Origin of the sequence: Oceanicola sp. S124 (genome assembly GCF_000220565.1) — a bacterium.
Taxonomy (GTDB): domain Bacteria; phylum Pseudomonadota; class Alphaproteobacteria; order Rhodobacterales; family Rhodobacteraceae; genus Pseudooceanicola.
In genome coordinates, this window is the sequence record NZ_AFPM01000124.1 from 1 (window position 1) to 11,972 (window position 11,972).

An 11,972-nucleotide genomic window follows, 5' to 3' on the forward strand; every position below is an offset into this window, starting at 1 on the left:
CTACGCCTCCGGCAACGCGAAGAAGGCCGGACACGAAGGCCCAGCCCGGCACGCAATACACCTGCCCGATGCACCCCGAGATCGTGCGTGACGAGCCGGGGAGCTGCCCGATCTGCGGCATGGCGCTGGAACCCATGGTGCCTTCGGACGAACCGAGTCACGAGCTCGTCGATTTCACGCGACGCATGTGGATCTCGGCGGCGGCGGCGGTGCCGCTCATCATCATCACCATGGGCGAACTCGTCGGGCTAGACGTGCGTGGGTGGATGGGGCACCGCCTCTCGGTCTATGCTGAGTTCGTGCTGGCGACCCCGGTGATCCTCTGGGCCGCGCTGCCGTTCTTCCGGCGCGGGATCGACTCGATCCGCAATGTCTCGCCGAACATGTGGACGCTGATCTCGCTCGGCGTCGGCGCGGCCTATCTCTACTCGCTGGTCGCGACCTTCGCGCCGGGCGTGTTCCCGGCCGAATACCGGATGGGCCACGGCGTCGGTACGTACTACGAGGCGGCCGTTGTCATCGTGGCGCTTATCTTCGTCGGTCAGGTGCTGGAGCTGCGCGCGCGGGAGCGGACGGGCGACGCGATCCGCGCGCTTCTGGACCTCGCGCCCAAGACCGCGCGGCGCATTTTGGCAGACGGGTCGGAATACGACGCACCGCTCGAGAACATCGTCGAGGGCGACCTTCTGAGGGTCCGGCCCGGAGACAGCGTGCCGGTGGACGGCGAGGTGGTCGAGGGCCGGTCGTCGGTCGACGAGAGCATGATCACGGGCGAACCGGTCCCGGTGGAGAAAGTCGAGGGCGACCGCGTCACCGGCGGCACGATCAACAAGAACGGCACGCTGGCGGTGCGCGCGACGCAGGTGGGCGCTGACACGGTGCTGTCGCAGATCGTAGAGATGGTCGCCGGGGCGCGGCGGTCGCGGGCGCCGATCCAGGGACTCGCGGACAAGGTCTCCTCGGTTTTCGTGCCGACCGTCGTTGTGATAGCCATCATCGCCTTCGGCGTCTGGCTCTGGGCCGGGCCCGAACCGGCGCTGGCCTTCGCGATCGCCTCGGCCGTTTCGGTCCTGATCATCGCCTGCCCGTGCGCGCTGGGGCTCGCCACGCCGATCTCCATCACCACAGCCGCCGGCCGGGGCGCGCAGGCGGGCGTCTTGATCAAGGATGCCGAGGCGCTGGAACGCATGGCGCGGGTCGATACGGTGATCGTCGACAAGACCGGCACGTTGACCGAGGGCAAGCCGCGACTGACCGATGTGGTCGCACTTCATGGCAACGAGGCGGAGGTGCTGGGCCTTGCCGCTGCACTCGAGCGCGGGTCGGAGCATCCGCTCGCCGAAGCGATCGTGGCCGGGGCGAAGGACCGCAGCCTGTCGCTCGAGACTGCGGAGGACTTCGAGGCGGTCACCGGCAAAGGGGTCCACGGCACTGTCGGGGGACGCAGGGTCGCGCTCGGCAATGCGGCGATGATGACCGATCTCGGGCTGTCGACGGACGAGGCCGAGGCAGAGGCCGACACGCTGCGCGCGGACGGCAAGACAGCGATGTTCGTCGCCGTGGATGGCACGCTCGCCGGGATCGTCGCCGTGGCGGACCCGATCAAGGAGACGACCGAAGCGGCGATCCGCGATCTGCACGCGCTGGGTCTCACCGTCATCATGGCCACCGGCGACAACCGGCGAACGGCCGAGGCGGTGGCCTCAAAGCTCGGCATCGACGAGGTCCGCGCCGGCGTCCTGCCGGAGGACAAGCAGAAGCTGGTCGAGGAACTGCGCGCCAAGGGCAAGTCGGTCGCCATGGCCGGTGATGGCGTGAACGACGCTCCTGCGCTCGCGGCCGCGGAAGTCGGCATCGCCATGAGCACCGGGGCCGACGTGGCCGTGGAAAGTGCCGGGATCACGCTCATGCGCGGCGATCTCGTGGGCCTCGTGCGCGCGCGCAAGCTGGCCGTCGCCACTCTCAGGAACATCAAGCAGAACCTGTTCTTCGCCTTCGTCTACAACGCCGCAGGCGTGCCCGTCGCCGCGGGGGTGCTCTATCCCCTGACCGGCCTCCTGCTCTCGCCGATGATCGCGGCGGCGGCGATGAGCCTCTCGTCGGTCTCGGTCATCACCAATGCGCTGCGGCTCAGGCGGATCGACCTCTGAGCGCACCTGACTTCAACCCATGGAGAACGACATGACACAAGACACCCTCACCCGACGCGGCCTGCTGATCGGCAGCGCGGCCCTTCTTGCAGGGCTCCCCCAACTGTCGCTGGCGCAATCCGGAGGACCGTCGATACACGTCCTGAAGGACCCGAATTGCAGCTGCTGCTCGGCCTGGATCGAGATCCTGGAGGGTGATGGCTTCACCGTCACGACCGAGGCGAGCATGGGCACGATGCTGATGCGCTACAAGTCCGACAATGGCATCCCGCAAGAGATGGTCTCCTGTCACACCGGCCAAGTCGAGGGCTACATGATCGAGGGCCATGTGCCGGCCGCTGATATCCGGCGGCTGCTGGCCGAGCGTCCCAGCGCCGTGGGTCTGGCCGTTCCGGGCATGCCCTACGGTTCCCCCGGCATGGGGCCGGAGAGCGAACGCGAGGCTTACGACGTGTTCCTCATCCTTCATGACGGCAGCACCGAGGTGTACACGCGCTACGAGGCAGCAGGTCTCTAGCTGGATCATCAGCCGTTGCTCAGTCGCGCTGTGCTTCACCGCCCCAGCCTTTTCGCCCTCTCGGCCATCCTGACCACCTGCGCGCTCGCCGTCGTCGCAGCGCTCCGCACGACGGCGGGTGTTTTCACCGCCCCGCGCCCAATCGCCTCACCCGTCGTCAGCGTCCCGATCCGCGCCCTGCCCTTCACGCCGTCGGTATTGAAGATCCCCCGCATGATCCCGGTCGATCCAGCGACCACAGCGGGCGCTGCGGCTACCATCAGGTTCCCCGAGATCCCCCGCACAATCAGGGGCGTTGCAGCGACGAAGCCCTTGGCTAGGAACACCATGACGAAGAACGGTACGAGCGCGCCGATGTTGGTTGCCGAGTTTGGGTCACCGAGTTGGGCTAGCAGCAAATTCGCCATGCCGACGACGGTAGAGAACATTGCTGCGATTACGATGGGGTAGAAGGCATAGCTGACGGTCGTCGAGACCCATCTGTGGAAGAAATCCTTGGTCGCGTCGAAGAGCGACAGTGCGATCATGATCGGAGCGAGGCCGAGCATGAGGGTCAGCATCATCTTGGCGAATATGAGGACGATGCCGGTCATGAAGCCAAGAAGGCTCAACAGAATGAGCCCTATGCCGCCCAAGATCGCACCTGTCATCCAGTTCAGGTTGCTGCCGATAGCGTTAAGATATTGGCTGAACTCTGTAATGAGATCATCGAACTCGGCCGCGAAGTATGTGGCCCCCGCCCCTCCGCCGCCGACCGAGGAAATCAGGGCTCCGGCGATGTAGTCGAGCCCGCCGATAACAGCATTGGCGACCGCGTTGAAGTTGGCCCAGTTGAAGGCGAACAACCCGATCAGCATCAGCTTGACCAGGTACCAGAAGAAGCTGGCCCCATCCATGCTGCGGAATTGGAAGGCCATATTAATGCAGACGCCGATCAGCGAAAGAGTGGCCATCAGCAGGACGATCGTGCCGGTATTGCTCGCCACAGCCCCGAACTGGGACTCAGCCGCATCGGCCAGGAACGCGTCTGCGGTTCCGACCATCCAGCTGACGACACCCACTACCAGGCCCCTTGCGCTTCACAGATATCCTGCACTTCACGGGCGATCTGGTTTTGTTGGTCCCTGAGGGCTAACCGAGCTTGAGTATGTTCCGCCTGAGTACTTGTCGCAAAACGTTCTTCATATTCCGCCGAGGCAGCATCCCATGGAGGGAAGCGGATGTTACAGCCACAATCGCCTGATGACTTGATTGCCTCCCATGACCGCAACTCGTAGAGACGCATCAAGGTCCGAGCCTTGTAAGCTTCACGCGGATTGATTTCGTCCATCCAGGTGGGGCGCGCCGGACGATCGTTGCAGATCCGGTATTGTTGCGGCGACATATCGACCGTGAGATCGTTTGAGATCGGAGGCGAAGTCTGCGCCACAAGTGGGCCCGCAAGGGCGGCAAGCATGACTGCGAGGATTGGTTTTCGCAACTGGGGGGTCCTTTTTTACTCAGCGGCAACGGAGGGGCTCTTGTTGCCTCTGCCGTCGACCATGTCGAGGTTCAAATCTGTGGTTTGACCCGGCAGGAAGAACTCGGTGATTCCGCGCGCGCCTTCATGGCGGCCTGCTTGAATGATCACGTCGATCGAGCCCTCAATGTAATCGATCATGTCGGCATAGGTCATCGGCACATCGGTTTTCAGGGCGGCGATGGCGAGGCGGCGAACAGCAAGTTGTGGGGTCTCGGCATGGAGCGTAGTCAGCGATCCACCGTGGCCGGTGTTGATTGCCTCGAGAAATGTCATCGCCTCGCGCCCGCGGACTTCGCCCAGGACAATCCGGTCGGGTCGCATGCGAAGCGTTGAGGCCAAGAGCACATCGGCACTGCGGGCATCCGTGTCCCGGTCCGCGATCAACGTCACGGCATTGGGCTGCTCGGGGCGCAGCTCGGCCGCCTCCTCGATGGTGATGATCCGCTCTTCGGGCGGGATCAGCGAAAGGATCTTGCGCGCCGCGACCGTCTTGCCGGTCGATGTGCCGCCCGAGACGATCATATTGAGCTTGTTCTCGACGCAGAAGCGCAGCGCGGCGTCGATGTCGCCGGAGGCAACCACATTGCGCAGCGCGGCGTTCCGTTCCCGGCGCAGATCCTCAAGGCTGCGTTCCTTGCCGAAAAGGAATCCGAGTTTGATCTTCTCAAGCGGCAGGGAGGAAAAGAACCTAAGAGAAATCGAGAAACCGCCCTCGACTGCCGGCGGCTGGATCACCTGCGCACGGATCGGGCGATCTCGATACAGGATCGAGACAGAGACGATGGGCTTCTTGGTGCTGAGCGTGGTCGAGGCGGCCGAGGCGATTTGGTTGCCGAGGTCCTTGATCTCGGTCTGGCTCAGCGGGCTGCCGAGACCTCGCATGAAGTGATCGCCCTGGAATTCGCCCCAGACTTGTCCGTCGGGATTGATGCAGATCTCGATCGTGTCGTCGCGCAGGACCTCGGGGCCAAAACGGTCGAGCGACGCTTCCAGATAACTTGCGGCCATGTCAGAAAATCTCGAGGTCACGATCGACCATGACCGTGATCCGTGTACCCTGATCGACGTGTATCACTGGCCGGATCGCCAGATAGTCCTGCATAACGCTTTGCGTGCTATCGCGCAGATCCGTGCCGACATCGCTCGCAACATCGGCCGCCGCCTCGCTGTCGATTTGACCCGCTGCAGCCGCAGGCAGGGCGCCGATCAAGGAGATCAGCGCGGCGGAGCCGAAGCGTTGCGCGAAACGGGTGTCGACAAACCCGGTGGTGCCAGTACGGCCAAGCTCGTCTCCACCGAAGGCGCTGATCTGCACGGTCTGATTATCGGGCAAGATGATCCGGTCCCATGCCACCATGACGCGCGATTGGGCAAGTGCGACATCGGAGCGGTAGCGCCCGATCAGCCGCGCGCCGCGCGGGATCAGGATACGCGTTCCATCGAAAGAATGGACGTCTTCCGAGACGATGGCGCGGATCGCGCCGGGCAGTGTGCTGTCGAGAGCCGTCTCTGTCACAGCCTGAATCATGGTGCCCTGAACAACCGTGTTCGATGGGTTCGCGATCACTTCGGCACGTGTCACCTGCGCAGGTTGTGCGCCCGAACGAACAAAGGCTTCATCTGCATTCAAACGTGCGGCTTCCAGCGTGTTCTCCCTATCCGCACCCGCGCCCATCCCGGAGAACGCGATCATAGGAGACGCGATACGCTCTGCGCGGGCCTCAGCTTCAGCAGCGCGCCGCCTTTCGAGTTCGGCCAGCCGCAATTCTTCTTCACTTGGTCCCAATGAGGTCGGCTCTGGTGGTGCAAGCCGTGCTAGTTCCAAGTCCATGCGGAGCTGATCCAATTCGCGGTCCCGCTCGGTCAGCTGCCGCTCGAGGGCACGCTGAGCCTCGGCGGATGCTTCCTGTAAGGTGGCAATTTGCGCCGTCAGTTCCGCAATAGCCTGCTCCGCCCCGCTATCCGCGGCCTCGGCCGGTCTTGCGCGCAGGTCCTCGAGTTCCGCTCTCAATGTCACAAGACTTTCCATCAGCGCGAGTTCCGACTCGCTCGGACCTGTGTCCGCAGGCGGGGCTTGGCTGGGCTGCGGGGCAGAAATCGGCGCCAGATCTCCGAATCCGGGGCCGCTGCTCTGGAACTCCTCCGGCGCGGCGGTCGCCATTGGTGCTTCTGCTGACGGCTGCAGGGCAGCCCATGCCAGACCGCCTGCTGCCGCGATGCCGACGACCCCAAGGATCGCGGCAAGCGGCGCAGGCCGCTTGCTTGCCTTCGCTTTGCCTGTCGAGCCTTCGAGAGCCGCGAGGCGCGCGGCGAGGTCTTCCGTACCTTCGGTCATGATGTGGCCTGTCCTGCGTCCTGGACGCAAACCACCTCTTCGCCAAGGCGAAGGACCCATTGTAGATTGACGCCGGACACGCGGATGACGCCGTCACTCAAGGCCTGGCTGTTGACCGCGCGTTCCCTGCCGTTCGAATATCGGAAGATGGCGGGCACCGGCGCGTTCCGTGAAAACCGGAAATACGTGAAGGTACCATCATCCCAGATGGCCGTCGGCGTGAACTCTTCTCGGGCGCTGACCGCATAGTTCGCATTCGGCGCATCGGCCGCAACCGCCCTGGTGGGTTGCACGCGGTTTTCAGGATAGCGGAACTGCACGACATAATGCGGCGTCTCTCGGGCTTCGACGACATGGAAGTAGTAGGAGCGGCGGTTGGTGTAGACGGTGATGTTGGTGGCGACGCCAGATGCTGTCGGCTTGATGGCGAAGGCACGGCCACCCGGGACACCGTCGAATTGAAACCCGACCGTATCGCCGGCGATGATCGAGCGGATGGTTTCACCCTCACCGAATTCGACTGTGGTGACGCGGGTCAGAGTCGTGACGACACGGTAAACCTGGCCTTCAGTCCAGGTCGCCACGCGCACGCGATTGTCATGAGAACCTGGGCGGGGCGTGGTTTCGGCCAAAGCAGTCGTTCCCACGAACGCGAGAATACTGCCGGCCAGCAGTGCAGAGATTGGAGTGCGAGTCATTCGGAACGGTCCGATCGGATGGCATATTGGGTAACGGTGAAACCGAAAGGGTTTTGCCAGACGTCGTCGATCGCGCGGGTCCGCTCGGGCCGGAATTCGAACATCAATGTGGCAGTGAACGATCCATCCTGTACCCCTTGCGGGCTTGTCAGGCGCTTTCTGAGCCGCACCTGGGCGCGGTTCTCGCCAATAAGGGTGATCGATGCGATCTCAACGGCCATCTCGGCCGCAGCCCCGTATCGCGTCGGCGGATAGTTCTCCTGACCCGATGTCCACATCGCGCGCATGCTGGCCTCGGCCGACCCGGAAGACTGTGCCAGGACACGGTGGACACGAAGATCGTTGTCGAGCTGGTTGTAGGTTTCGCGGTCGAGAATGTAGCGGTAGATTTGCGCTTCGATCACGGCAGGGCGTTCGGCGAGCGACACGGTTTCAACCGTGGCATTGGGGAGCGCCATCCCGGTCGTGGGATCGTAGGGGACAACCACGGGTGGCGGCGTCTCGACCATCAGCGCGACAGCCGCAGCCGTCAAACAGCCGAATACGCCAAAGCCTGCCCCGGAAATGCCGATCATCCGCCAAAGCTGTTCCCGGCGCAGGGCACCGTAGACAAGTTCCTCTTCCACGAGCTCGCGCGCAGTCATCACTCCTACCCCACTCACGGCTCAAGATCCGGCAAGGTGAAGTCCATGTAGCGGCGTTCTTCAGCAACGGTGGCGGCGTCAACCACGCCTGCATTGCCAGCGCCTAGGGTTTGGATCGCTTCCAGCTCCCACATCCGGGTCATGGCGATGGCGAGTTCCGCCGTGACGCGTGTGTTATGATCCATCGAGGCTTTGAGATCTTCCATGTCCGGGATCATCTCGACCAGACGTTCCACCCGCTCGAGAGACTGTTCCGCCTCTGCGTGGCTGTTCTGCGCCGCCGCCGACATCACAGCACCTGTGGTTGCCCGCGTGGCCACGCCTTCGGCGCCCGGATTGCCGCTGGTGGCGATCTCGCGGAGTGAATCCTCGTCGAAGCCGGCGCTTGCCAGCGCCTGTTCCATCTGCGTGCGCATGGGCCCGGCATTGGGCCCGATGAGCGCGCTCCAATCGCCCGCCTGGATGCCTCGGATCAGGCCAGGGATGTCTTCGAAGTTGGCCTCAAGCAAGGTGTCGATGTCCCCGCCCATGGCAAGTCCGAGGATGCTGCGCGGCCCGGTGAGCGAGGCATACATCTCGTTCAGCTGATCGAGTTGGCTTTGCAGCATGTCCAGTTGTTCCAACGCATTGTCCAGAAGATCGGTCTGGATCCCGAAATCCTGCAGCATCTGTTGAAGCTGGCGGATTTCCTGAGCAATGTTCTGAGTGTCCACCGTGGGCACACCCTGTGCCGCGACAGGTCCGGTGACATTGAGGGCAAGCGCGAGAGCGATGCTACCGGCGAAAAGGGAACGGGGCAGGCGCAGGTTCAACGCAAATCCTCCTGACTGAAATCCATGTATTGCCGCTCGGCAGCTTGCGCTGCCACCAAGGCGATCTGCTCGGCGCTGAGTGGCTCGGTTCGGGCGGCCTTGATCCGGGTCCGGATTGCGACCAGCCGGGCCAGTTCGGCCCGGGCATAGGTGTTGAGCGCGATGGCCTCGTGGAGATCCTCGGTCTCACCAATGCGGGTGATGATGTCCTGAACCCGCAGGGCGGCGGCACGGACCGAGACCAGCGAATAGTCGCCATAGACCCCTGCGCCGTGGGCCGAGAGGCTGAAACTCGCGTTGGCGAGGAGCACAGGGTCGATGGTGCCGAGCGCATCAATGCCGCCTACTGCCGCGAGGTAGCTGTTGTACTGCTGCGGGATCACCACGACATAATGCTGGGTTTCCGCGAAGGGTGGCACACCGCCATAATCCTGCACATTGCCCGGCCCGGCGTTATAGGCGGCGAGCGCATGGATAATGTTGCCATCGAACATGTTCAGCATTTGTGCGAGGTATCGCGCACCGCCGGTGACCTGCAGATAGGGATCGTCGTAATAGGCCGGGTAGATCCCGAGATCCCCCGCGGTACCGGGCATGATCTGGGTAAGTCCGAAGGCCCCCACGGGTGAGCGTGCCCCGATCTGGAAACGGCTTTCCTGCCAGATCAGCGCCTGCAAGAGACAGCGCCATTGCACGAGCGAAAGACCTGCGCGGCCGACCCCGGGCAGACTATGGGTGTCGCGTGCTGCGCGGATGATCAGCTCCTCGATCCCCTCCCGGGCATCGCCGAACATCCGCGCTGCCGCTGGATTGGTGTCCTCGGGCGCATAAAGACTGGCGGCCGCGCTTTCGACGTCGTCTACCGCTCCCTGCCCCGCCTCGAGCCCCGCCACGGTTCCGGCCACGTCTCCAGCGCCAAGCGACATGGCATCCATCAGCCCTTCGAGGGAGGCGAGTTGCTGGCGCTCGATTTCGGCCAGTTCCTCCTCGCGGCTTAGCCGGTCCTGCTGCAATGCCAGGTCCCGATCGGTCTGCTCAAGGATGGCCTGCCGCTCTGCGAAGAGGCGCAGGTCGAAGGTCGGCACGCCCTGGGCGACCGCTGGCCCCGCCGTGGGAACTGCCAGCGCAAAACCGATCATCGAGAGAGGAAGCCAGGTCCGCATTGGTTCAGCCGCCCGCCCCCAAGAGGACGAAATCGCAGGCCGTATCGCGCCGCGTGACCTCCGCGCCCATGGTCGAGATCGTCGTCGTGGCGGTGGCAGTTCCTGCCTGTACAGGCGCGTCTCGGAAGTTGAAGCAATTGGCCTGCGCAGGGTTATGCTGCGCGCAAGCCGTCAGGGTCAGGCCAAGGCCAAGCAGCACGGCGCTGCGGATGATGGTACGGGTCATGTCACTCTCCAGAAATCAGGGCGATCACGGTAATTGGGGCCGACAAGGGCCTCGCCCTTCTCCATGCCGCCAAGGATGGTCACGAGGGGGCCGAGGGCGCTGAGATCGGCATCGATCACGACCGAACCTCGGTCATCGCGTACAAGTGCGAGCCGCGAGGTCGAGCCGACGCCCAGAAGCACGTCGAGTTCTTTCTCGCTAAGGCCCAGCATGGCGTAATCGGCAGCCGAGGCGCGGATGTTGGGCAGGAGCACCTGCGTTGGCACGGCTTCGACGATGGTCTTGCCGGTGCGCGTGCGCTCGAGCTGGCTGGCATATTGGGTCATCATCACGACGACCGCGTTCTGTTTGCGGGCGGTCACCAGCCAGTTCGAGAGCCGCTCCGCGAAATACGCGTTGTCCAGCGCCTTCCATGCTTCGTCGATGACGATGATCGTGGGCTTGCGGTCCTCGATCACGCGCTCGACCCGGCGGAAGAGGTAGGAGAGGACCGCCATGCGTTCCCGCTCGCTCTCGGAATCGAGGATACCGGTGAGGTCAAAGCCCGCGACGTCTCCATCGATGCTGAAACTGTCCTCGGCATTGGCCCCGAAGATCCAGCCGTAGCGACCCTCGGCCGTCCATTCCTGCATACGCTCGAAGAGATCGCCCTCGTCATCGGTCGAGACCAGCAGCGAGGCGAAATCCGACCAGTTCCGTAGGCCCGCATGTCCTGCGCTCGCGTTCTGGCGCACGACTTCCTGCAGTCGGTTGGTCTGAACCGGGGTTAGCGGTCGATCGCGCCGCTCCAAGAGGCTCGCGAGCCAATCAGCAAGCCATGCTTGGCCCCGCATGTCGATCTCGGTCTGGAGCGGATTGAGGCCCGTGGGGCGCCCCGCCCGCACGGTCGAATAGCTGCCGCCGAGCGCGCGGACGGCCATCTCCATGCCCGCGCGATAGTCGAATACGAAGACCCGCGCATCTGCTCGCCGTGCCATGGTCATCAGGAAAGCCGCCAGGACGGATTTGCCGGAGCCGGGACGGCCGAGGATCAGCGTGTGGCCTCCCGTGGGCTCGCGATCCGGCGCGCCCTGTTCGTGGAAGTTGAAGCGAAAACCACTGCGCTCGGGTGTCGGAAAGAGCGTGATCGGCACGCCCCAGGGGACTTCCCGCCCTGTCTTTCCGAGCGGGGTGCGGTGGAAGGTAGCGAGATCGCCGAAGTTGTGGTTGGTGATTGCGGCCTTGCGGCTTCGCGCCCCTGTGTTCCCGGGATGCTGCGCCATGAAATGCGCCCGCGCCCCGAAGGCCTCCGAGATCAGGTTGATCCCGGAAGTGGCGGAGATGTTGCGGATTTCGGCCGCGATGTCGTCAAGCGCCGTCTGGGTGCGGGCATAGACGGCCACGGTCATGTGGTGCTCGCCGAAGATCAGGCGTTTGGATTCCAGATCGTCCTGCGCGAGTTCCAGTTCCTGGGCGAGACTGACGGCTCCGTCATTGGCGGCCTGCATTAGCCGCAGCTGCCGCTTGATCCGGCCCGCCATGATGTTTGCGTTGATCGGCACAAAAGAGTGCGTGACCACCATGTCGACGGGCAGATTCAACTCGTCGAGCATCAGGCTATCGGTCTTGGCCGGGTAGTTCTTCACCGCAAAGATCGCCCCGAGCTTGTCGCCGACGGCCCCGTCCGAGAGTGCGATGGTCGTGCCGCGGAAGGTGACGCGCGTATTGGCTACGTCCTCGGCGATCACACCGAGGCGCGACCGGGGGAAGAGCGGGTGCTCCTCGCCCGTGTTGAGTGAACCGAGGAAGCCCAGAAGCTCTCCGGTGCTTGCGGCCAGCAGGCGGGGCTTCAGCTCATCGAAGGAGGACAGCAGAAACCCCACAACCTCGTCGAGCTTGCGCAAGCGGCGGGTGGTGTCGGCCGCA

General features: G+C 63.9%; 11 protein-coding genes and 1 pseudogene. 2 read left to right on the top strand and 10 right to left on the bottom strand.

The window, feature by feature from the left end; translation table 11 throughout:
- Together OS124_RS24135 and OS124_RS0108980 are read left to right on the top strand one after the other, a co-directional pair.
- A pseudogene (locus tag OS124_RS24135) lies at positions 1-2,150 on the top strand (copper-transporting P-type ATPase); the annotation flags it as partial.
- Positions 2,151-2,181: 31 nt separating this feature from the next.
- Entirely contained in the window at positions 2,182-2,667 is a 486-nt protein-coding gene (locus OS124_RS0108980; RefSeq protein ID WP_010139188.1) for a DUF411 domain-containing protein, read from the top strand.
- Positions 2,668-2,702: 35 nt separating this feature from the next.
- Here the strand turns inward: OS124_RS0108980 and OS124_RS0108985 are convergent, their stop codons facing one another.
- The 10 genes from OS124_RS0108985 to OS124_RS24140 form a co-directional block, all read right to left on the bottom strand.
- On the bottom strand, positions 2,703-3,728 hold the full coding sequence (locus OS124_RS0108985; RefSeq protein WP_010139189.1) for a type IV secretion system protein: 1,026 nt from the start codon (positions 3,726-3,728) through the stop codon (positions 2,703-2,705).
- On the bottom strand, positions 3,728-4,147 hold the full coding sequence (locus OS124_RS26515; RefSeq protein ID WP_083834576.1) for a hypothetical protein: 420 nt from the start codon (positions 4,145-4,147) through the stop codon (positions 3,728-3,730). The genes OS124_RS0108985 and OS124_RS26515 overlap by 1 nt, the downstream gene beginning before the upstream one ends.
- Positions 4,148-4,162: 15 nt before the next feature.
- On the bottom strand, positions 4,163-5,197 hold the full coding sequence (locus OS124_RS0108990) for an ATPase, T2SS/T4P/T4SS family (protein ID WP_010139190.1): 1,035 nt from the start codon (positions 5,195-5,197) through the stop codon (positions 4,163-4,165).
- Between the two features lies 1 nt (position 5,198).
- Positions 5,199-6,524 carry a TrbI/VirB10 family protein gene (locus OS124_RS0108995; RefSeq protein WP_029375303.1) on the bottom strand — a complete coding sequence of 442 codons (1,326 nt, stop codon included), beginning with the start codon at positions 6,522-6,524 and terminating at the stop codon, positions 5,199-5,201.
- Complete coding sequence (locus tag OS124_RS0109000; protein ID WP_168161453.1) at positions 6,521-7,222, bottom strand: TrbG/VirB9 family P-type conjugative transfer protein; 702 nt, start codon at positions 7,220-7,222, stop codon at positions 6,521-6,523. The genes OS124_RS0108995 and OS124_RS0109000 overlap by 4 nt, the downstream gene beginning before the upstream one ends.
- Positions 7,219-7,866: a virB8 family protein gene (locus OS124_RS0109005; protein ID WP_010139194.1), complete on the bottom strand. Its 648-nt coding sequence runs from the start codon at positions 7,864-7,866 to the stop codon at positions 7,219-7,221. The genes OS124_RS0109000 and OS124_RS0109005 overlap by 4 nt, the downstream gene beginning before the upstream one ends.
- A 14-nt stretch (positions 7,867-7,880) precedes the next feature.
- On the bottom strand, positions 7,881-8,678 hold the full coding sequence (locus OS124_RS0109010) for a type IV secretion system protein (protein WP_010139195.1): 798 nt from the start codon (positions 8,676-8,678) through the stop codon (positions 7,881-7,883).
- On the bottom strand, positions 8,675-9,841 hold the full coding sequence (locus OS124_RS0109015) for a lytic transglycosylase domain-containing protein (protein ID WP_010139196.1): 1,167 nt from the start codon (positions 9,839-9,841) through the stop codon (positions 8,675-8,677). Before OS124_RS0109015 ends, OS124_RS0109010 begins: the two co-directional genes overlap by 4 nt.
- A gap of 4 nt (positions 9,842-9,845) precedes the next feature.
- The gene (locus tag OS124_RS0109020) at positions 9,846-10,067 is read right to left on the bottom strand and encodes a hypothetical protein (protein WP_010139197.1); all 222 of its coding nucleotides are present in this window, start codon (positions 10,065-10,067) and stop codon (positions 9,846-9,848) included.
- On the bottom strand, positions 10,064-11,972 hold a 1,909-nt coding region (locus tag OS124_RS24140), incomplete at its 5' end, for a VirB4 family type IV secretion system protein (protein ID WP_010139198.1). The genes OS124_RS24140 and OS124_RS0109020, both read right to left, overlap by 4 nt.